The sequence below is a fragment of the Nonomuraea sp. NPDC050786 genome (genome assembly GCF_040654115.1).
GTDB lineage: Bacteria > Actinomycetota > Actinomycetes > Streptosporangiales > Streptosporangiaceae > Nonomuraea.
This window is the reverse complement of record NZ_JBFAHJ010000032.1, coordinates 79,911-100,200: the sequence shown is the minus strand read 5'-3', so window position 1 is coordinate 100,200 and position 20,290 is coordinate 79,911. Positions and strand designations below refer to the sequence as shown.

The window sequence follows — 20,290 nt, the reverse complement described above, 5'->3', positions numbered from 1 at the left end:
CGGAATGGGGTGACGGCGCGGTGACGGCTCTGGCCCAAAATTTGGTGCAGAATGCGGATCCGCTGCTGCTCAATCCGCAGGTGATCACCACGGCGGCGTGGTTCGTCGTGCTGGCGCTGGTGATCGGCGTCGGGTTGCCGAAGGGCCGCCGTGCGAAGGCGCCTGGCAAGCCGTTGGGGCTGCTGGAGCGAGGGGTGCGTGGCGTCTCATGGGTGCAGATGTGGGTCCCCATGGGCATCGCGGTCGGTGTGGTCACTGTCGGCAGTCCGGTCAACTCGGTGCTGACCATGGTGGTGGGTGGGCTCGCGACCCTCGTGTGCGTGCTGAGCCGGCTCCGCACTCGCAAGGTGGGCCACTACGAGCGTCGCTGGCACCTGATGCTGGAGACAGTGGGAAACCTGGGCGTGCTCGTGGCGGTCGCACGCATCGACACCGGCCTGCTGCCCAGCGGGACGGTGGAAGTCCTGCTCACCGCGGGTGCGGTAGTGATCATGCAGGTCAGTTCCACCACACTGCTGCGCCGGCCGATCCCGCAGGCATGGTCGGTGGCCCACCCCGTCAGCGTCTTCGCCAACGGCACGGTGCTGGCCTACTCATTCCTGCATCAGCCGTCGATGGTCGACGCGTGGGCGTCGATCGTGGTCTCATTGACGGCCATGGTGACGGTGGCCGTGCACCTCGGCACGGACGACTGGACGCTGTGGTGGTCCAGGGTCGAGTCGGCGCGGAAGTTCCGCAAGCACGACCCCCGGTACGCCGAAGCATGGCTCCACGACGAGGTGCGGGAGCCAACCGGGATGGCTCTGCCGCACACCATGGCCGAGCTGGCCGTCTACGACCTGCGCGGGGACTTCCGACAGAAGCAGTGGCCGCCGACCGCAGACGCCATCGCCGCCGGAAAGGACTGGCTGGCCACCGCGGAGCACCTGATCACCATCGCGCAGCCGCACGTCGGCTCGGACGATGTCGCCCGAGCGCGAGCGCACTGCGCGTTTTCCCGTGGGCAGGTGCTGGAAGCCGCGGCGGACTGGGAAGCCGCCGTTGCCGCGTATCGGGCTGCGGCGACCGGGTACGACGAGGCCGGGTTGCCTGCGATCGCCGCGCTGGCGTGGCTGTTCCGCGCCCGTCTGCTGGCCGAGCGGTTGGACCGCGGCGCCGAGGCCGCGGCCGAACGCACAGCGATCGCCGCCGACGCCGAACTGGTCGTGCCGATCCGCCGATGGGCGGGCGCGAACGTCCACAACCCCGCCGACGACCAGAGGTACTCGGGCATGGCCATGCGGGCCGGACTGCCGGGTAGTCCAGGCCGGGCCACGCCCCCGTGGCTGCCTCTCGTCACTGCCGCTCCGCCGGGTGCACCGGCGGACGAGCACGAGATCTCCCGTACCCGCTATCCAGGTACCGGCCCTGCACAACGGATGATCGACCGCGGCACCAGGCTGTTCCGCCGAGGACGGCACGCGGAGGGCGCTCGGGAATTGCGAGCGGCCGCGGCGCTGCTGGAGAAGAACTCCCAGCAGCTCACCGCGATGGGCGTGCTGGCGGAGCTGGCCAGGCTGCAGACCCCGATCGGCCCGCACGCGGCGTTCGAGACGCTGAACGAGGCGCTCCGGCTGCAGGAGCGCTTCCGCGACGAGGTCGTCGACGAGCAGCTGCACATGCAGGTCAACGGCTGGTTCGAAACCCTGCACTCCCACCAGATCGGCTTGCTCACCGCAGCGGGAAGCGCGACCGGGCAGCCGCATCCGTCCATCGCCGCGTTCGACCTGGCGGAACGGTCCCGGTCGCGACTGCTGCTGGAGCAGCTCGGCACCATGGACCTGCGGACCGAACACATTCCGGACCAACTGGTCCGACGCGAACGTGACGGCATGGCCGAGATCGAGCGCCACCGCTCGGAAATGAAGGCGGTCGGTCAGCGCGTCACCGCACTGGCCGCCGTGCGCGCCGCCCGTACTCGGCTGAGCGCCACCTGGCGGGACATGGCTGCCATCGGGGCGCGCGGTGCCGAGTATGTCCAGCTGCGCCGGGGTGATCCGCTCACGTTCGCCGACCTCGGCCCGGTGCTGGGGCAGGCGCTGCTGGCCGAGTATCACGTCACCGAAGACGCCGTCGTACTGCTGCTGGTTAGGTCCGGTGCCACCGAGCCGACCGTCGTACGCGTTCCGATGCGTCGTACCGCGCTTGCTCGGATCGTGGGCGCCTCGTTCAACGACGTGCGTTCCGCGGATCCGGACGACTGGCAGGCGTTGAGCCCGTTGGTCGCACCGCTGGTTCAGCACAGCACGCCGGGACAGGTGATCTGGGTCGTCCCGCACGACCAACTGCATGGCGTGCCTTTGCACGCGATCGAGGTCGACGGGGTGCCGCTGGTCGAACGGAATCCGACCTGCTACACCCCCTCCGCCGCGGTGATGCGCTACTGCCAGGCGAAACGGCAGGCGGCCGCGAGCAGGTCGGTCGTGCTGGCCGACTCCCGCGCGGATCGGCCGTTGGCGCATTCGCGGGCACAGAGCCGGTTGATCGCTTCAATGCTGGGCGATGCAACATGGCTCGTCGGCAAGCAGGCTTCGATCGCCGGCATCAGGTCTGCGGTGAAGAAGGGTGTCTCTGTGCTCCACATAGCCTGTCACGGCGAGTTCGACGCCGAGCGGCCCGCGCAGTCCCGTGTGCTGCTTGCGGACACGAACGCCGATGGCGCGCTGACCGCGGAGAAGATCCTCGGTATGTCGCTACCCGCCGACCTGGTCACGCTGAGCGCCTGTCAGAGCGGTGTCGCGCACCGCAGGAAGGGCGACGAGCTGTTCGGCCTGCCCAGAGCACTGATCTACGCGGGTGCGTCGGCCGTTCTGGTCAGCCTTTGGCCGGTGGACGAGGTGGCCACCGGCCTGCTTATGTACTCGTTCTACCTGGCGCGGAAGGCGGGCGCGGGCAAGGCCGAGGCACTGCGTACGGCACAGCTCGCGGTGCGCACCGCGACCTGCGCCGGCGTGATCGAGTACTGCACCATGGTCGGTGGTGACGAGCGGACGGTCGCGCGGAGCGTGGCGGACATCAGGTTCCGCGCGGGCGACTTCACCGCGGCGGCCGACGAGTATACGAGGTTGCTCGGCTCCGCGAGCAGCGACGATCACGGGCTGTTCGCCGCACATGCCAGGGCGACACTGGCGTCGCGCGGCACCGCCGTGCAGCTCGACTACACCAGGAGGGTGTATGCCCATCCACACCATTGGGCCGGATTCGTGCTGATCGGAGACTGGCGATGAAACCAGGGGACCGGATCGCCGAGCATGGCGACCACGAGTTCACGATCTTGGCAGGCGAGCTGACCCCGGCCGAGGCACGTGCCGTGCTGAAGGGCGTCGGCGTGGTGGTCGACGACGACGGCACCGTGCTGGGCACCGTGACCGCGCCGGAGCTGGCCGGCGCCAACGCGGACGCGCTGGCCTCGTGGCGTGCGCTGCCACCCGCGGTCGAGGTCCACGCGGACCGGACCTTCGCGGAGCTCGCCGACTCCCCCGCGATCACCCTGCTGCTGCTCGGTATCACCCGGCTGGTGCTGACGCGGGGCGGCACACCGGTGGGTATGCTCCCGGTCGCGCGGGTGTCGGACTACCTCGCGTCCGGCGCGCATCCGTTGTCCAGCAACGAGATGGGCCCGGCCGGCGCCTCGGCCGACGGAGCGTTGCCCGGCCGGGTACGGCTCGCCGCCGCCCACGTCGCCTGCATGCACTGTGGCTACCGCAACACGCTCGAGCACTGGAACCCGCGCAGGCCGCCGCAGTGCGCCAACCCGGACCGCGCGCCGCACGACCTCGAGCTGGGCGGGTGACCCGTGATCACCGATGTCGTGCGGGAGACCACCGGTCTGTTCGACCGGCGCTTCCTGCTCAACGCGCTGCTGCCGACCCTGATCACCCTCGGCCTGCTCGGGGCGGTGGTCGCGAGCACACTGACCGATCCGGTCAAGGCGCTGCGCACGTGGAACACGCTCGACGGCACGGTCAAAGTGCTGGCAGGCACCGGTGCCGTGGTCGTCACCGTACTGATCGCCGCCATTGTCGCAGGGCGGGCGCAGTCGCTTATCCGTTGCTACGAAGGACTTTGGCCGGGGCAGATGCGGCACGTCCTGCTGCTGCCCGGCACACACCGGCACCGCAGGCGCGCTCGGCGGCTCGGGTTCGAACGCGGCGCGGCGGACTACCCAGCCGACCCGGCGGACATTCTGCCGACCCGGCTGGGCAACATCCTGCGTTCCGCGGAGAGCTACGCGTTCGACCGCTATGGCGCGGACGCCGTGCTGACCTGGCCACGCCTGTTCCCCTTACTGCCGGACAAGCTCACGGCCTCGCTGACCGCCGCCCGCGCGGAGATCGAGTTCCAGGTGACGATCTCCGCGCAGGCGGCGTTCTTCGCGGTGGCAGCGGGAGGATGGCTCGCGGTCACTGGTGGCTCGGTCTGGCTGTTCCTCACCTGCTACTGGGGCGCGGCCGCGCTCTCCTGGGCCACCTACTGCGGGGCGCTGGCACCCGCCCGCCTCTACAGCGACCAGGTGCGCGTCGCGTTCGACCTCTACCGCCAGGAGCTGCTTACCCGCCTCGGGGTGGAGGGCGACCAACAATGGGCGCGGCTGAACCAGTTTTGGCACCGTAACATCCCGCTTGACACACCGCTGCTGCCCGAGGCCAACGACCGCCTTGAGGTGCGGGCCTTGCCGTCCGTTTCGTTGAGCGTGCTTGCGTGGACCCTGTTCGTCGTGAGCGGACTTTTGGTGGTGTGCCTCAGATAGTCACGCCGTCGCGCAACCACCCATGGGTGAGCGATGAGTGTGTTGACCAGAATCCTCGAGGGCCTGGGGAAGAAGCCGCGTCCTCGCCGCTCCAGTCGTTCACGCCGGAGTTCAAAGCCGAGATCGTCGAGCTGTGCCAGCGCGGTGACCGCTGGGTCGGGCAGGTGGCCAAGGACTTCGATCTGACCGAGACCGCGGTGCGGCAGTGAGTGCGCCAGGCCGAGATCGACGCCGGGCAGCGCGACGGGTTGACCAGCAGCGAACGCGAGGAGGTGGAGGCGTTGCGGCGACAGAACCGGCGGCTGCGCGAGGACGTCGACTTCCTCAAGCGGTGGGGCTCAAGAACTCGAATTTCGTCAAGCGCAGAGCCTCTTCGTCCGGTGGGAGGAAGGGCTCTGGGGTGCCGAATGGCTGGTGCGGGTCACCTGGGATCAGGTTTCGTGATCTTGTCTACCGTGTACGCGTCACCCGGCGGCTGTTGTCTTTGCCCGGGCCGCTGCTACGGAGGAGCGTCTCCAAGGAGGCGGAACTGCTGGTGCTTCGGCATCAGAACGCGGTCCTGCGTCGCCAGGCCCAACGGGTGCGCTACGAACCGCCCGCTCGCCCGTAGTTGGCGGCGCTCTCGCACCTGATCCCCCGCTCCCAATGGGCGGAAATCTTCCCGATCAGACCAGCCACGTTGCCGGCCTGGCACCGCAAGCTCGTGGCGAAGAAGTGGGACTACAGCAAGCGTCGCGTCCCCGACGGCCACCCACCGCGGCTGCGGTCAAGGCACTTATCCTGCGCATGGCCGCGAAGAACCCGAGCTGGGGTCACCGGCGTATCCATGGTGAACTGACCCTGTAGGGCTCGAATATTCGATCCCCGCGCTGACCTGCAGCCTTTGGCAGGCTTGCCGATCTTGAGCGTTGCCGTCCGAGCGGTTGCTCAAATCTGCTGGAGCAACCGCTTGAACCGGAAGGTGGAGACCAGCGCGTCCAGCAAGACCACAGCTCGGACACGGCGCCTGATGTATTTGAGCCTCACAGATTGCTGAGCGGCGAGCAGCGGATGCAGTCACTCGCGGATGGTTGCTCGGCGGTTGCTCGTACGCGTTCGATCTGCCATGAAGCGCGAGCTTATCCCGCAGGCCCTGCGCTACGCGGCGACGCCAACATTGGGACAAACCACACGTAATGGCGATGGCCAAGAACGCATGGTTGCTCGGTGGTTGCTCGCGTGTATGCCCCACAACCCGGCGCGGGATAACACTGGCCGACACGTCGGCGTGGACGATGCCGACCACAGCGATACAAAACAACACTCGATGGCACCTAGTGATATTTACCGAGGATTCTCATAATCCGTGGGTCGTGGGTTCAAGTCCCACCCGCCCTACTCACCAATACCGCGTTCGACCTGGTGTTCCTCGGTTCTCGCCAGCCTCTGGGCTCGTTGTTGATCATGGTTAGTTGCTCGGTGGTTGCTCTTATGTACGGATCGGGGTAGATCATTTAGGCCGCCGGTGTCAGTTCAGACCCCAGTGACGGTCACCAGAAGATCAAGCCAGACGGTCTGCATGGCGCCCCTGGTCAGTGAGGGCTTGTGTGCGGTCAAGCCTTGTCCAAGCCGCCTCGTCTTGCCGGCCAGGCCGCTGGCAACCAGGAGATAAAAGATCCGCTGCTTCTCGCAGCGATCCGCTCGGCCCGTTCACCGCTCAGGCTCAGGATCGATCAGCTGCATCACCTGCGCGACAGCCGCTGAGGGCAAAAGGCAGGCCCGCCGGAGGATCGGCGGGCCTGCCTTGCCTGGGTTCGGTGGTTCAGGTGGTGGCGTCTCCCGCGTGGCCCGGCAAGGTGATCACAGCCGGGCCGCATGGGCGCTGCTGGCTGCGGTGTTGACGAGGGAGGCGGTGGATTCTGCGGCGGCACGGGCCACCTCGGGGTAGACGCTGGTGTAGGTGTCGCGGGTGAAGGTGGACGAGACGTGGCCGAGGGACTCCTGCACGACCTTCAGGTCGACTCCGGCGGCGAGCATGAGCGAGGCGGCCCTCGCACCCCCTGACTTCGACAACCTGCGCGGGGGCTCGACGACGCGGGCCGGCTCCAGCGCTCGTGGTGGCGCCGACCGCTGATCCGGCGTGCAGCCCCAGTCACCACCGCGCCTGGCGAGTGGGGTCAAACTCATCCCTGGATCACGCCCTCCCAGGTGAGGCCCCGAAGGTTGAGTGACACGTCGCCGGTCGTCAGGAGTGACGGTGGGGAGCTCGCGATCAGGGCCCGCGGATCCGGTGTTTGGCACGTTTGATCTGGGCTTCTACCAGAACGGCGGGACGGTGCCCAGGCAATCAGATGTCGCCTTGGAGGAGGGCGTGCAGATGCTGGTCGTGCCATCCATCTACGTGCAGCAGCGCGCTGCGCATGGTTCCTTCGAGGGAATAGCCCGCTTTGACCGCCACACGGCAGGATGCTGGGTTCGCCACCGAGTGGCACAACCGCAACCGATGCAGGCCAAGGTCGTTCAAGGCCCACTGGCTGACGCGCTTGGTGGCTTCAACCACAACTCCGCGGCCGCGCGCTGGGGCCAGCACCCAGTAGACGATTTCGGCACTGCCGCCCTTGAGGTCGATGTCGCCCCACCCGATCAGACCCATGGCCTCATCATCTGGTCGTGCGATGGCCCAGATGGCGCTCACCTCGGCCCGCCACCGCTCGTGCATGCGCTCGATCCTCCGGGACGCCTCCTCTCGAGTCTCCACCTGTAGGAAGTTCCATTGGCGGATCGCCGGATCCTGGCCGGCGGCCGCCAGTACGCCGGCGTCGGAAAGGTGCCAGGGCCGCAGCTCCAGGCCGCTGGAAAGGGTAAGAACCGGCTGGGCACTCTGGCTCATCTGACCTGCGGGAACGACAGCCGGTATGGGCGAGCTGGGGACCATCGCGACATCGTGCCACAACTCTGAGCCGACTGCGCGGTGCCGGACCAGAGTTCGCCGCACTGGCCGAGCTGGGCTTCTGGAAGTCCGACCGGTGGCCCCGCCGAGCCGGCGATGCCGCGCCGGCTGGTTGATGAGGGTATGTCGGTGGCCGAGACGGCCCAGACCTTGAAGATCGGCAGGCTTGCCGGCCCAGGAGGCGCTGTACGCCGTACGAGCACGGATTATTTTTCCGATCACGCATCTTTTCCTATTGCGCAAGATTGGCTATGCTTGTCGCATGGGCTTGAGGGAGCAGAAGAAGCGCGACACCCGGATCGCGCTCAGCTGGGCGGCGATCAGGCTCACCGCCGAGCGCGGCTTCGACAACGTCAAAGTGGAGGACATCGCCGCAGAGGTCGGCGTCTCGCCCCGCACGTTCAACAACTACTTCTCCAGCAAGGCCGAGGCGATCGCCGCCCGGCACTTCGAACGCGCGGCGCGCATCGCGGACGAGCTGCGTGCCCGCCCGTCCGAAGAGCCTCTTTGGGTGGCGATCAGCAACGCGGTGCTCATCGGGGCACCGCTCGACACCAAGGCCGAGGACGCCCAGCCCGATGCCCGCTGGGTGGAAGGGGTCCGGCTGATGACCGAGCACCCGGCGCTGCGGGGTGAGTTCCTCAAGGCGGCCATGGACGCCGAGCAGGAGCTGGCCGCCGCCGTGGCCGAGCGCACCGGCACCGACCTCGACCGCGACCTCTATCCCCGGCTGGTCGCGGGCACGGTCAGCGCCGCCATCACCGCCTCGACCGATCTGTGGCTGCGCATCGACCCGCCTAAGCCGTACGGCGTGCTGCTACGGGACGCGCTCGATCAAGTGGCGAAGGGCCTTCCCACTCCTACCGCCTGACAGCCCGACCTCCACCTGACCAACCGGCGTGCCGCTGGTGGCTCAGCCGCGCCTGAATTCCCGGGATTACCGACCGCTAATGAAGGACCGTGGCCGCTCGCGTGACTCCGCCCGCCGCGGTCCGGCTGTCGACGAGGAAGAAGAGGAACCTATGAGAATTTCCCCACCGCGCTGCTGCTCAGCGGCGGCGGAATCGGGGCGGTGATGGCCCCGGCGATGACCGCCGCGCTGCGTGACATCAAAGGCGCGGACATCTCCCGCGCCAGCGCGGCCAACCGGATCCTCATGCAATTCGGCGCTTCCTTCGGCAGCGCGGTGCTGCTGATCGCCCTGCAAGACAACCTCAATCAGCTCGCGGGAACGGTCAACCCAGACCCGTCGGACGAACCACTGCACCCAGCCCAGCCGTCGCGCCTCCAACTGGCCGACCACGGTGAGCAGCCCATCGGAGCGGAGCCTGCGGTAGCGGCGCGCGACCGTCTGGTCGGACACTCCCAGCACCTTCGCGATGCGATTGAAGGGCGCGCGACCGTCCACGTGCAGTGCGTGGACGATCGCACGGTCGAGCTCGTCCAGGATCGAGGCGGCCACCATGGTCAGGTTAGCGTGATGTGCCTGACGTGGCGGAACGGGGCCCAGCCTGGCGAACCGGTATGGACGAAGCTCGTCCAGGTCCGCTGCACCTGCTCCACCAGCCGCTCAAGGTGCGCGGGCTCGGCGCCGGTCAGCATCGGGGAGGCGCGCCAGGCGTCCAGATCGCCGAAGACGAACGGCAGCTCGATGCAGTGGCAGGCCCCGAAGGGGCTGCCCGGCGGAGACCAGTCGAACTGGTAGACGTGGGCATGGTCGACCTCTTCGGCGAGGTGCAGGCTGCCGTCGCGGAAGAGGCGTTCGGTCAACTCCGCCGGAGTCCCGGGGAAGAACGCCCATGCCTCGTCCCGGGTGGTGCCGATCAACATGGGCACGTCCTTCGGAACCCCGGCGGTCAGATCGGCCGGCACGCCGCCGGAGGCGACCAACTGGAAGGGTGGCGTCACCGTCAGGGGCCGTGCCGTGCGCCGGACGGTCTCGGCTTGCGCGGCGAGCAGGTCGGACAGGGGCAGTGTACGCAGCCGTTCAGCGTCGTCGGGCCGGAGGCCCAGGGCGTCCAGGAAGATCTCGCCGACTCCGGCCGCCTCCCCGGTGCTGTAGGGCCGAACCCCGGCCGGTGTGCTCTGCAGGATGACCTGCCGGAACAGGCCACGGCCGGTGGGATGGTGGAGGAGGGCGAGCGCGGAAAGCGCGCCGGCGGACTGACCGGCCAGCGTGACGCGATCAGGGTCGCCGCCGAAGGCGGCGATGTTCTTCCGTACCCACTGCAGGGCGGCGATCTGGTCGAGCAGGCCGACGTCGGCCGGGCCGAACTGCGGTGACAGGTACAGGTAGCCCAGGGCGCCCAGCCGGTAGTTGAGCGTGACGACCACCATCCGGCCGCGCTCGGCCAGCAGCGCGCCGTCGTACCAGGCCTCCGCCCCGGAACCGCTGGAGAAGCCGCCACCGTGCAGCCACACCAGGACAGGCAACCCGCTGCCACCCGGAGTCCGGACATTGACTGACAGGCAGTCCTCGCCCTGGCGCAGATCGCTGCCCGGACCCATGACGCGTGCCAGCCGAGAGGCCGGCTGCGGAGCGGCCGGTCCCGGACGGGTGGCCTCCCGTACGCCGGTCCACCGTTCGGCCGGTCGCGGCGCGGCGAACCGCTCGGCGCTCCCGTACGGGATGCCGAGATAGGCGGTGGCTGCACCCTTCGAGGCGCCGCGCAGCAGTCCTGCGGGGGCGTGGACAAGGGTGCTCACCGATCACACCTCCAGGAAGGCCAGCGCCGCGCCGCGGGCCTGGGCGGCTCCGACGAAGAACCCGCCGGGCAGCTCGCCGGTGATGAACCCGTTGCCCTCCACCAGCGCGCGAGCCGCGCTCACGTCCCTGACGGCCACGGTCTGCCCGGCCATGTACGGCAGCGCCGGCACCGGCTCACCGGGCAGCACCTCGTGGAAGGCGGGGACCGCGACGATCTCCACCCGCCCCTGCTGGAGCGGCAGCACCCGCAACACTCCCTCGTTCACCGGCTCGGTGTCCAGGATGAGGGCATAGCGGGCGACGGTGGCCTCCAACTCGGGGTCATCCACCACAAGTAGCACGCTGTGCAGGTCGGTGGCACCGTTGGCGTGCGAGAGGTAGCGAGGCTGGTGGATCAGCTCAGGGGTCAAGTGGTGTGCGGCGTGGATCAGCCCTTCGGGAGTGAGGGCACGGTCCAGGTGAATGGCCTGGAAGCGGGCGGTCGCCACCCCGTCAGAGGTCTCCACATCCCGCTGCAGCGGCAGCACACCGGAGGAGGACAGGCCGGCCGCGCGCAGCCGCTTCTCGGTGGTCTCGGCGTCGATGCAGCCGAAGGAGTAGCCGTGGTGAAACCGAGCGCCTCGTACGTCGCCGCGGTGACGTCCATGTCAGTGGTGTAGAGGACGGAGTGGTCGATTCGGTCGATGTCGTGGGCATTCATGGTTCGCAGGCTGCCGCCACGGCTGGACTGAGTTCCAGTCAATGTCCCGCGATCGATACTTTTCGACATTGAATGACCAGTCGTGGTGGATTCCGATACGTGAAGGGCCGCACCGCCGCCAGGAGCCTGACCCTGCCGCACCGGGGGTGCGGCTGTTCGAGCTATGGCTGGCACACTTCTCCCGACCCGCCGCTCCACCGCCACAGGCCCATGCAATCAACGCCCCTCTCCGGCCATCCCCTCACCTCAAGTCGCGAGCGACAGGACTCGATCAGCGGCGAGGTCATATCCGATCAACGGATGCGCGGCGTCTTCATCACCGTGACGCCCAGGCTGGTGAAGACCTCATCGAAGGCGGCGGTGAACTCGGTATCCCGATCACGGATAAGGAACCGGAGCGAGGCGGCCCTGTGCCCGAGGTCCATGAGCAGGTTACGGGCCTGCTGGGCGGTCCAGGCGCCGGTGGGATGGGCGGTCACACCCAGGACGTGTAGAAGCTGCGAGGAGCCGGACCGTGTCGGCGCGAACGCAGGATCCGTCGCACGGTCGCCTCACTGACCTGCAAGCCGAGGCCGACCAGCTCGCCGTGTACCCGCCGATACCCCAACCCCGGGTTCTCCCGTGCCAGCCGGAGGACCAGCTCCCGGACCTCCTTGGTTGTTCCGGGACGGCCAGGGTGTTGGGGAAAGTCCAGGAGCGTTCGATCAGCCGGCGATGCCATGCCAACAAGGTGCCCGGGGTGACCAGCCGATGCGCCCGCAGCACCGTCGGCAGGAAGCGGGCCAAGGCCGTCAGGAGCGCCCGATCGGCCCAGTCCGGCTTCGGCCGGACGACCTGACGCTGCGACACCGCCACCTCATGGCGGAGCACCATGATCTCGACATCCTTGGATGCCTGGCCGCGGCCCAGCAACACCAGCCGGCCGGACACCCGAATCAGAGCCAGATACAGCAGACGAACCATGTCGAGCGATGACCTCGGCCACTGCCTCGCCATGGCTAGGGTCTCGGGGAGGGCGCCGGCTTCTGCGCGGAGCACGCCTGCTTCATGCTGATCTGCTTGAGCACGGGCTGCGGACCTGCGGCAGCAATCAGTGACCTCGTTCCCGGCCGAGGAAGCACGACAGGAGTCGCCTGAAGTCGTGCGGGTGCTCGAGCGCCGGCACGTGCCCGCATCGGCCGAGCACGTGCAGACGGACATCAGCCAGGTGTTCGAGCAGGGGCAGGGCTGCCGTCCCGAGCGGGGTGACTCGGTCCTCGGCGCCGTGGACAAGCAGCACGGGCGCGCGGACCCCTGCCAGCGTTTGCGCCGAGAGGGTGAGCTCTTCGGCCCAACGTGCCCTGGGTGGAGGGAACAACGACGCGAATGCGGCCGCCCCCGCCTGCATCGCGGCTGCACGGGCAGCGACGGCCGACTCGGTCACGAGCGCTTGGTCGAGGACGAGGCGACTCAACATGTCTCGTGCCCCGAGCGGGCCGGCGGGGCGGCCCAGATCGCGTCGAGCTCGGCGGACAGCGGCGCCCCGGGGGCGCCCATCGTCGAGACCGCCACGACACGGGTGACCTGCTGGGGACGCGCGGCCGCCAACGCCAGGGCCACGGCACCGCCCATGGAGTGGCCCACCACGGCGTAGTGCTCGACACCGAGAGCATCCATCAGGCCCGCGGCCTGCTCCGTCCACAGCCGGAGCCCACCCCTGGAGCCCGCGGGGATGGGTGTACGGCCGAACCCCGCCTGGTCAGGAGCCACCAGGTGCCAGGACGTGCCCAGCGCCTGGGCCGTCGTCGCCCAGGCGCCGGATCCGGTCGTACCGGGTCCGGAGCCGTGCAGCATCAGCACCGCGGGCCCGGTGCCGCTCTCCAGGACGTGGACGGGAGAGCCGTCGACTATGACGGTCCGAAGTGCCATCACCGGGACAGGTCAGGTGTGCTCATGCCGATGCGGAGTTGATGGACTTCGAAAAGACCTCCATCATCGCCCTGCCGAATTGCGGCATGTCGGGCCACCCCCGGCAGGAGACGAGGTTGCCGTCCACGACGTCGGGAGCGTCGATGACCGTCGCGCCGGCGTTCTCCATGTCACCGGTGATGGGGGGGAAGCACGCCGTCTTTCGACCCTTCAGCAGCCCGTACACAGCCGGCACCTGCGCGCCGTGGCACACCAGCGCGATCGGGAGGTTGCGCGCGAAGAAGTGCTCGGTGATGCGCCTGACGTCGGCGTCGACCCGGATCCACTCGGGGGCGCGTCCCCCAGGGATGATGAGGGCGTCATAGCGCTCGACGTCGACCTCGGCCCAGGGTACGTCGACCGGCAACTTTCGGCCGTTCTTCTCCACGTAGGCGTCGGAGTTGGGGTCGAACTCGTGGATGACCAGCTGAACGTCACGCATCGTCCGTGACGAGACGTCAACGTCCCAGCCGCCCTCCTGCACGCGATAGTAGGGATACATGGTGTCGAGCTCCTCGGCGGCGTCGCCGGTCAGGAGCAGCGCTCTGGGCACCTGCTTCTCCTAGCATCTGAGGCGGGTGAGGTGGATCCGATCCGATCCGATCCGATCCGATTGCGTCAGCATTCCTCGACCCAGCCCGCCCGTCAAGCCTTTACCGCCATTCCGTCCGCATCCTTGACGTCGTCGAACAATCGTCGGAACCGCTCGCCGGAGAGCAGGATGTGCCGACGCATGGCGTAGGCGGCGGCCTCGGGGTCACGCGCGGCGATCGCGGCCAGAACTTCTTCGTGCTCGGCCATGGCCAAGTGAGTGACCTGGGTGTCGTGGAGAAGCCGGAACAGGTGCACGTGCGTGTGCAGGCGAGCGAGCGCTTCGCGGATGACCTCGTTCTCCGCGCTCAGGGCGACGAGATCGTGAAAAGCGGCGTCGCGTAGCCCGAAGGCGCCATAGGCCATGAGCCCGTCGCCCCCCTCCAGCTCCGCCATCTCCTCCAGCAGTCGTCGCAGACCGGCCACCTGCTTCGGGGATGCGCGTTCGGCGGATCTGCGCGCCGCTGCCGGCTCGAGGAGCAGGCGGACCTCAAGCATGTCCTCGAATCGGTGACGGGTGATTTGGGGGGGAATACGATAGCCGGCATGGGGCACCCGCACGACCAGGCCCTCGGCCTCCATGCGGTTCAGAGCGTCTCGGATCGGCGTCTGCGAGACCCCCAGCTCTCGCGCCAGGGCGTCGATCGTGACGCGGGAGCCAGGCTCGATCCGTAGCGACATCAGCTGCCCGAGCAGCGTGTCGTACACCTCGTCGGCAAGCCGGCCGCGAGATCTTCCCGGTGGCATTCCGGCCGTCATGGCCCCACGGCGCCGCGCGATCATCGCCTCGTCGTCCATCGTGACTGAGGTCCTTTCTTGCGTTTTCGGGAACCTGTTGACATCGGTCGCAACGCTGCGGGATGTTGACGCCCCCACTCGGATCGTATAGGAAAGGTGGCGGATGCCAGCCATCCTTCACTCATCGGGGAACCGCCCGCCATCGCTCCGCTTCGATCAGTTGGAGCTCCCATGAGCATGCTCGACGTCCTTCTCGGTTCGCCACCGGGCCGCACAAGGGCTGAAGGACTGCTCGACTGCCTGAAGCCCCATGACGTCGTGGCGTACTCGTGACGCCGGTCTGCGGGTCAGCCCCTGCGACAGCCGGCAACACGCCTGAACACCCCCAGCAACTGCTCGGCGAAGCACGCAGCAGGGCTCCAGAAGTCCCCACCCAGAAAGCAGGCAAGAAGATGCGGTATCCAAAGCGAAGAGGACGACCGTCCGTTCCCGGTCGAAAGGTGCAACTGGCGACGGCGGCCATATTAGCGGCCACGACCGTGGCGGCTTGCGGCGGCGACACGCAGGCGAGCGCCCCCAAGGCACCGGCGACCATCCCGGAGCTCACCAAGGACCCGCTGACCCTCAGCTTCATCTGGTTCGACTGGCCCCCCGCCCACGCGCTGGAAGACTTCGCGAACGCGGAGTACACCAAGGAGCGGTCGAACGTGACCATCAAGGTCAACACCGTGCCGAACGCGAACTGGCACGACGCGATGTTCACCCAGTTCGCCGCGCACAAGACCGACTTCGACATCCCGATCCTGGACTCGCAACACATCGGCGAGGCCGTGACGAACGGCAACATCCTCGACATCACCGACTTCGTCAAGAAGAACATCGACGTCAAGGCCTACAACCCGTATCTCCTGGCGGCCTACGGCCAGTTCCCCCAGGCGGAGACCGGGAAGCGCGACGAAAACGCCCCCCTGTACGGACTGCCGCTGCTCGGCGACACCTGGACGATGATCTACCGCAAGGACCTGATTGGCGACAAGCCACCGCAGACCTGGGACGAGATGATCTCAGTCGCCGAGAAATGCCAGGCGGACCACCCTGGCGTCAGCGGGCTGGCTTTCCACCAGGCCAACGGCTCCGACGCCGCGGCCGTAACCTACAACACGGTCAACGGCGTCTACGGCGGCAACCTCTGGGACTCCAAGAAGCGCAAGATCCAGGGCGTCCTCAACGACACTGCGGGCCAGGAGGCGATGGACGTCCTGGTCAACAAGATGAAGCCGCTGACCGCCAAGGGCTCCGGCAACTGGTTCATCGACGAGGTGAACGCGGCGGTCTCCCAGGGCAAGGCATGCATCGCGTTCAACTGGATCGCCGCGAGCGGCGGCCTGCTCGACCCGAAGCAGTCGACGCTCGGCACCACGCGGGAGCAGATTCTCGACAAGCTGGGTTTCGCCCCTCTGCCGAGCCAGAAGACGAACCTGGTGCCTCTCGGCGGCATGGGGATGCACGTGTCGGCCTACTCCTCCAAGACGAACCAGGCGGAGGCCCTGAACTTCATGAAGTGGTTCGAGCGGGCTGACATCCAGAAGAAGTGGGCCGCGGCCGGTGGCGTGCCATCGCGTACGGACGCCCTGCAGTCGCCCGAGTTCCTCAATGCCCAGCCGTTCAACAAGGTGTACGCCGACTCGGTTCCGCGGATGCGGGACATGTGGAACGTGCCCGAGTACGCGCGCCTCGTCGACATTGAGAACACCAACGTGAACGCGGCTCTCAACGGCGCGAAGAAGCCGAAGGATGCGCTCGACGACATCGCCAAGGAGCAGCAGGGCGTGCTCGACGCCAGCAGCCGCAAGGGCGGCGGCGGACTGTGAGTGATCCCGTCCCTCTGACGACCGACCACACCGGGCAGGTGGCGTCCGCGACGCCACCTGCACCGGGTCGGTCCCGCCGCTTGAGCGACCGCTGGCTCGCCGTGACCTTCATCTCCCCCGCGTTGCTGCTGTTGCTCGCGATGTCGGTGTTCCCGTTGCTGTGGGCGTTGTACCTGTCTTTCACCGACTACTCGGCCACCCGCGGGGGGCCCGCCCATTTCATCTGGTTCGAGAACTTCACCGCCATCCTGACTTCGGCGCAGGTCCACCTGAGGGCCTTGACAACGTTGATCTACGTGATCGGCGCGGTCACCCTGCAGACCGTGCTCGGTTTCGCCATCGCGTACCTGATCTCACGGCGTACGCACGGGCGAGGACTGCTGACCACTCTGTTCCTGGTTCCGATGATGCTGTCGCCCGTCGTGGTCGGGCTGTTCTGGCGATTCATGCTCGACGCGCAATTCGGCGTGATCAACAGCATGCTCGGCTCGCTCGGCCTGGGGCAGGTGGAGTGGCTCACCCGGCAGCGAACGGCATTGATTTCCCTGATCGTGGTCGACACCTGGCAATGGACGCCGTTCATCATGCTCATCGCACTTGCGGGCCTTACCGCGGTCCCCAAGTACTTGTACGAGGCCGCCTCGATCGACCGGGCGTCCGAGTGGTTCCGGTTCCGCACCATCACTCTTCCGCTGGTGTGGCCGCTGCTCCTCATCGCCGTGTTGTTCAGGGCCATCGAGGCCTTCCGGCTGTTCGACCTCGTCTACATCCTCACCAGCGGAGGTCCGGGGGTCTCCACCGAGACGTTGTCGTTCCACGTCTACAAGGTCGCGTTCCTGGGCTTCAACACCGGAACCGCCTCGGCGTACGGGCTCCTCATGGTCCTCGTCGTCATGGTCCTCACGCAGCTCTACCTGCGCTACTTGAACAAGCTCAAGGAGGACTGATGGCCATCTCCGTCGACGAGGCCGTGTCCACAGGTCCTGCCCGGGATCACACACCTCCCGCGCGTCGCTTCGGCGGCCGGGGCCGCTCCGTGCTGGAGGTCGCGCTGCTGACCGTGCTGGCCGTCGTGATGCTCTTTCCGGCGCTGTGGATGATCGAGACGTCCATCAAGGAGAACCGGGACGTCTACGCCATCCCGGCCAAGTTCTTCGACTTCAAGGTCACTATGGACCATTTCAAGGACGTGTTCGTCGCCCCCGGCGGCGGTCGCTCGGCCTTGTCCGTCTCGTTCCTCAACTCCGTCGTGGTCGCCGGGGTCTCCACGGCGCTGGCCACCGTGCTGGGGGTCCCGGCGGCCTGGGCCTACTCACGCTTCGCCGTGAAGGCCAAGAAGGACCAACTGTTCTTCATCCTGTCCACCCGCTTCATGCCGCCCGTGGTGGTCGTGATCCCGATCTTCCTCATGTACCGCCAAGTCGGACTCATCGACACCAAGCTCGGCCTGATCCTCATCTACGCCGCGTTCAACGTCCCGTTCACGATCTGGATGATGAAGGGGTTCGTCGACGAGGTGCCCCCAGAGTACGAGGATGCCGCCATGCTCGACGGCTACACCCGCTTGCAGGCGTTCTGGCGATTTACCCTTCCCCTGCTCCTGCCCGGCATCGCCGCGACGGCGGTCTTCGCACTCATCTTTTCGTGGAACGAGTTCGTGTTCGCCATCTTCCTCACCTCCAGCGACGCCGTGCGGACGGCCCCACCCGCCATCGCCGGCCTCATCGGTGGAACCACTGTGGACTGGGGTCTCGTGGCCGCCGCCTCCGTAGTGTTCGCCCTACCGGTGCTCGTCTTCGCCTACCTGGTGCGCAAGCACCTCGTCGCCGGTGTGACGCTCGGGGCGGTGCGACGCTGATGGCGGGCATCGAGGTGACCGCCCTGCACAAGCGCTACCCGGACGGGACGGTCGCAGTTGATCACGTGGACCTGTCCATCGGCGACGGCGAGCTGTTCGTGATGCTCGGCCCGTCGGGTTGCGGCAAGACGACCACGCTGCGGGCCATAGCCGGCCTGGAGAGACAGACGACGGGCGACATCCGCATCGGCGACACGCTGGTCAACGACCTGCCGCCCGCCGAGCGCGACATCGCCATGGTGTTCCAGTTCTACGCTCTCTACCCGCATCTGAGAACCCGCGACAACCTGGCGTTCCCCCTGCGGGCCGAGGGACTGCCCAAGCAGGAGGTGCGCGAGCGGGTCGACGAGGCCGCCCGGCTGATGCGGCTCGGTCCGCTCCTGGACCGGCGACCGCACCGGCTGTCCGGCGGGGAGCAGCAGCGCGTCGCGCTTGCTCGCGCCCTGGTGCGACGGCCTCGCGCATTCCTCATGGACGAACCTCTCACCAATCTGGACGCGGAGCTGAGGGCGGACATGCGCACGGAGATCAAGCACCTGCAGGGGGAACTGGGGACGACGATGGTCTACGTCACCCACGACCAAGTCGAGGCGATGTCGCTCGGTCACAGAATCGCCATCCTCAACAAGGGCCGCGTCGAGCAGATCGGCACGCCGCTGGAAGTCTACGACCGTCCGGCGAGCCTTTTCTGCGCCGCATTCATCGGCTCCCCGCCGATGAACCTGATCGAGGCGGAGGTGGCCGACGGGAAGCTGCGCAGTCAGGGCGGACTGGTCCTCACGCCACCGCCGAACCTGCCGCGCGACCGTCGCCTGGTCGCAGGCGTGCGGCCGGAGGCGCTGGAAGTCACAGAACCAGGGGCGGAACGTTCGGTCCCGGCCCGCGTGGTCTCGGCGGAGTGGCTGGGCGACGAAATCATCTACGTGGTTGACCACGGCGGCCAGCGCGACGTACGGGTTCGGATGCCACCGACTGTCCGTTTCGCTGCTGACGCACCGGTCGGGCTGCGGCACACCGGCGGCCCCCCGCCGGTCTACGACGTGAGCACGGAAGAGCTGGTGGCCTGATGGGAACCGTGGCAGTGCACGGGCTGTGCAAGTCCTTCGGTAAGGTCCAGGCCCTGGACGGGGTGACGCTGGACGTGCCGGACGGCTCGTTCTTCGTCGTGCTCGGGCCCTCCGGGGCAGGCAAGACGACGACCCTGCGAGCGATCGCCGGCCTTGAGAAGCTTGACGCCGGGTCGGTGCATCTGGACGGGCGGGACGCGACCGGTGACGCCCCGGCCGCACGCGACCTGGCCATGGTCTTCCAGAACTACGCCCTCTACCCGCGACACACGGCGTACGAGAACATCGCTTCGCCGCTGCGGGCACGCCGCTGTTCTTCGAGCGAGATCGCTGCCGCCGTCGAGCAGATGTCGAGCCTGCTGCACATCGAACGTCTGCTGCAGCGTCGTCCCGCGCAGTTGTCGGGCGGTGAGATGCAGCGTGTCGCCCTGGCCCGGGCGCTGGTCCGTCGTCCGCGCGCGTTTCTCATGGACGAGCCGCTGACGAACCTCGACCTCAAGCTCCGCGTCGAGATGCGCACCGAGCTCACCCGCATCCACCGGAGCCTCGGAGCAACCTTCATCTACGTGACCAACGACCAGGTCGAAGCCCTGTCCATGGCCGACCAGGTCGCGGTCCTCAAGGAGGGGAAGGTGCAACAGGTCGGAACGCCGACCGAGGTGTACGAGCGTCCGGCCAACCAGTGGGTCGCAGGCTTCGTCGGGAGCCCGCCGATCAGCCTGCTCGCCTGCCACGCCGAAGGAGATCGTCTGATCGGGGCGGAAGGCTGGACGCTGCCGCGGCCTCGCTGGACCACGGCTGAGGACGGTCGTCCGCTGCTGCTGGGCCTGCGCGCAGAGGACCTGTCCGTCGAGCAGCGTGGGGACGCGTCGTTGTCGGGTGAGCTCTACGGCCTTGAGCCGCTCGGTGACCGAACGGTGGTCGACGTCCGAGTGGGGACGGAGATCCTCAAGGTCAAGGCACGACCCACCGTCACCGGCACGCCGGGCGAGCGGCTGCTTGTCACGGTCGACCTGGACCGCGCGCACCTGTTCGATGCGGGCACCGGGCTGGCGCTGTCCGAGGCCGGTAGGTAACCGCGCAGGGCGGCGAC

General features: G+C 67.8%; 19 protein-coding genes and 1 pseudogene. 10 read left to right on the top strand and 10 right to left on the bottom strand.

Annotated elements, in window-relative coordinates; genetic code table 11:
* Positions 1-20: 20 nt before the first annotated feature.
* Genes AB0H84_RS41915 through AB0H84_RS41900 form a run of 4 tightly spaced genes read left to right on the top strand, consistent with a single transcriptional unit; the run spans position 21 to position 4,998 of the window.
* Positions 21-3,266, top strand: a complete 3,246-nt coding sequence (locus AB0H84_RS41915; protein ID WP_357617438.1) for a CHAT domain-containing protein — start codon at positions 21-23, stop codon at positions 3,264-3,266.
* Positions 3,263-3,832, top strand: coding sequence for a hypothetical protein (locus AB0H84_RS41910; protein ID WP_357617436.1), 570 nt, complete (start codon positions 3,263-3,265; stop codon positions 3,830-3,832). Before AB0H84_RS41915 ends, AB0H84_RS41910 begins: the two co-directional genes overlap by 4 nt.
* 3 nt (positions 3,833-3,835) lie before the next feature.
* A complete protein-coding gene (locus AB0H84_RS41905) occupies positions 3,836-4,789 on the top strand; it encodes a hypothetical protein (protein ID WP_357617434.1) in 954 nt (317 codons plus the stop codon).
* Between the two features lie 26 nt (positions 4,790-4,815).
* Positions 4,816-4,998, top strand: coding sequence for a transposase (locus AB0H84_RS41900; protein WP_357617432.1), 183 nt, complete (start codon positions 4,816-4,818; stop codon positions 4,996-4,998).
* 1,630 nt (positions 4,999-6,628) lie between these two features.
* On the opposite strand, the gene AB0H84_RS41895 is transcribed toward AB0H84_RS41900, so the two are convergent.
* Both AB0H84_RS41895 and AB0H84_RS41890 read right to left on the bottom strand, forming a co-directional pair.
* Positions 6,629-6,955 (bottom strand): hypothetical protein, encoded by a 327-nt coding sequence (locus tag AB0H84_RS41895; protein WP_357617430.1) that lies wholly within the window; start codon positions 6,953-6,955, stop codon positions 6,629-6,631.
* Between the two features lie 160 nt (positions 6,956-7,115).
* Positions 7,116-7,658: a GNAT family N-acetyltransferase gene (locus tag AB0H84_RS41890; RefSeq protein WP_357617428.1), complete on the bottom strand. Its 543-nt coding sequence runs from the start codon at positions 7,656-7,658 to the stop codon at positions 7,116-7,118.
* A 322-nt stretch (positions 7,659-7,980) separates the two neighbouring features.
* On the opposite strand from AB0H84_RS41890, the gene AB0H84_RS41885 reads away from it, so the two are divergent.
* Complete coding sequence (locus AB0H84_RS41885; RefSeq protein ID WP_357617426.1) at positions 7,981-8,589, top strand: TetR family transcriptional regulator; 609 nt, start codon at positions 7,981-7,983, stop codon at positions 8,587-8,589.
* Positions 8,590-8,655: 66 nt separating this feature from the next.
* Here the strand turns inward: AB0H84_RS41885 and AB0H84_RS41880 are convergent, their stop codons facing one another.
* The 8 genes and pseudogenes from AB0H84_RS41880 to AB0H84_RS41845 all read right to left on the bottom strand — a co-directional run bounded on the left by AB0H84_RS41880 (position 8,656) and on the right by AB0H84_RS41845 (position 14,461).
* Positions 8,656-9,180 (bottom strand): AsnC family transcriptional regulator, encoded by a 525-nt coding sequence (locus AB0H84_RS41880; RefSeq protein WP_357617424.1) that lies wholly within the window; start codon positions 9,178-9,180, stop codon positions 8,656-8,658.
* 5 nt (positions 9,181-9,185) lie between these two features.
* Positions 9,186-10,424, bottom strand: a complete 1,239-nt coding sequence (locus tag AB0H84_RS41875; RefSeq protein ID WP_357617422.1) for a carboxylesterase family protein — start codon at positions 10,422-10,424, stop codon at positions 9,186-9,188.
* A 3-nt stretch (positions 10,425-10,427) separates the two neighbouring features.
* Positions 10,428-11,018 (bottom strand): annotated as a pseudogene (locus tag AB0H84_RS41870) (VOC family protein); the annotation flags it as partial.
* A gap of 400 nt (positions 11,019-11,418) precedes the next feature.
* Complete coding sequence (locus AB0H84_RS41865; protein WP_357617420.1) at positions 11,419-11,604, bottom strand: hypothetical protein; 186 nt, start codon at positions 11,602-11,604, stop codon at positions 11,419-11,421.
* Positions 11,605-12,215: 611 nt separating this feature from the next.
* On the bottom strand, positions 12,216-12,404 hold the full coding sequence (locus AB0H84_RS41860) for a hypothetical protein (RefSeq protein ID WP_357617419.1): 189 nt from the start codon (positions 12,402-12,404) through the stop codon (positions 12,216-12,218).
* 170 nt (positions 12,405-12,574) lie between these two features.
* A complete protein-coding gene (locus AB0H84_RS41855) occupies positions 12,575-13,033 on the bottom strand; it encodes an alpha/beta hydrolase (protein WP_357617513.1) in 459 nt (152 codons plus the stop codon).
* A 22-nt stretch (positions 13,034-13,055) separates the two neighbouring features.
* Complete coding sequence (locus AB0H84_RS41850) at positions 13,056-13,625, bottom strand: DJ-1/PfpI family protein (RefSeq protein ID WP_138666282.1); 570 nt, start codon at positions 13,623-13,625, stop codon at positions 13,056-13,058.
* 92 nt (positions 13,626-13,717) lie between these two features.
* Entirely contained in the window at positions 13,718-14,461 is a 744-nt protein-coding gene (locus AB0H84_RS41845) for a GntR family transcriptional regulator (protein ID WP_357617417.1), read from the bottom strand.
* Positions 14,462-14,901: 440 nt separating this feature from the next.
* Between AB0H84_RS41845 and AB0H84_RS41840 the strand changes: the two genes are divergently transcribed.
* The 5 genes from AB0H84_RS41840 (at position 14,902) to AB0H84_RS41820 (ending at position 20,273) form a co-directional block, all read left to right on the top strand.
* The gene (locus AB0H84_RS41840; protein ID WP_357617415.1) at positions 14,902-16,272 is read left to right on the top strand and encodes an extracellular solute-binding protein; all 1,371 of its coding nucleotides are present in this window, start codon (positions 14,902-14,904) and stop codon (positions 16,270-16,272) included.
* An 80-nt stretch (positions 16,273-16,352) separates the two neighbouring features.
* Positions 16,353-17,219: a sugar ABC transporter permease gene (locus AB0H84_RS41835; protein ID WP_357617413.1), complete on the top strand. Its 867-nt coding sequence runs from the start codon at positions 16,353-16,355 to the stop codon at positions 17,217-17,219.
* Positions 17,219-18,130 carry a carbohydrate ABC transporter permease gene (locus AB0H84_RS41830; RefSeq protein ID WP_357617411.1) on the top strand — a complete coding sequence of 304 codons (912 nt, stop codon included), beginning with the start codon at positions 17,219-17,221 and terminating at the stop codon, positions 18,128-18,130. Before AB0H84_RS41835 ends, AB0H84_RS41830 begins: the two co-directional genes overlap by 1 nt.
* Complete coding sequence (locus tag AB0H84_RS41825) at positions 18,130-19,197, top strand: ATP-binding cassette domain-containing protein (RefSeq protein WP_357617409.1); 1,068 nt, start codon at positions 18,130-18,132, stop codon at positions 19,195-19,197. Before AB0H84_RS41830 ends, AB0H84_RS41825 begins: the two co-directional genes overlap by 1 nt.
* Positions 19,197-20,273, top strand: a complete 1,077-nt coding sequence (locus tag AB0H84_RS41820) for an ABC transporter ATP-binding protein (RefSeq protein WP_357617407.1) — start codon at positions 19,197-19,199, stop codon at positions 20,271-20,273. The genes AB0H84_RS41825 and AB0H84_RS41820 overlap by 1 nt, the downstream gene beginning before the upstream one ends.
* The last annotated feature ends 17 nt before the right edge of the window (positions 20,274-20,290 follow it).

Excerpts from the sequence above, each read along its gene's own strand:
- AB0H84_RS41910 (WP_357617436.1), top strand. The coding sequence starts at position 3,263 with ATGAAACCAGGGGACCGGATCGCCGAGCATGGCGACCACGAGTTCACG.
- AB0H84_RS41895 (WP_357617430.1), bottom strand. The coding sequence starts at position 6,955 with ATGAGTTTGACCCCACTCGCCAGGCGCGGTGGTGACTGGGGCTGCACG.
- AB0H84_RS41890 (WP_357617428.1), bottom strand. The coding sequence starts at position 7,658 with ATGAGCCAGAGTGCCCAGCCGGTTCTTACCCTTTCCAGCGGCCTGGAG.
- AB0H84_RS41885 (WP_357617426.1), top strand. The coding sequence starts at position 7,981 with ATGGGCTTGAGGGAGCAGAAGAAGCGCGACACCCGGATCGCGCTCAGC.
- AB0H84_RS41855 (WP_357617513.1), bottom strand. The coding sequence starts at position 13,033 with ATGGCACTTCGGACCGTCATAGTCGACGGCTCTCCCGTCCACGTCCTG.
- AB0H84_RS41845 (WP_357617417.1), bottom strand. The coding sequence starts at position 14,461 with ATGGACGACGAGGCGATGATCGCGCGGCGCCGTGGGGCCATGACGGCC.
- AB0H84_RS41830 (WP_357617411.1), top strand. The coding sequence starts at position 17,219 with ATGGCCATCTCCGTCGACGAGGCCGTGTCCACAGGTCCTGCCCGGGAT.
- AB0H84_RS41825 (WP_357617409.1), top strand. The coding sequence starts at position 18,130 with ATGGCGGGCATCGAGGTGACCGCCCTGCACAAGCGCTACCCGGACGGG.
- AB0H84_RS41820 (WP_357617407.1), top strand. The coding sequence starts at position 19,197 with ATGGGAACCGTGGCAGTGCACGGGCTGTGCAAGTCCTTCGGTAAGGTC.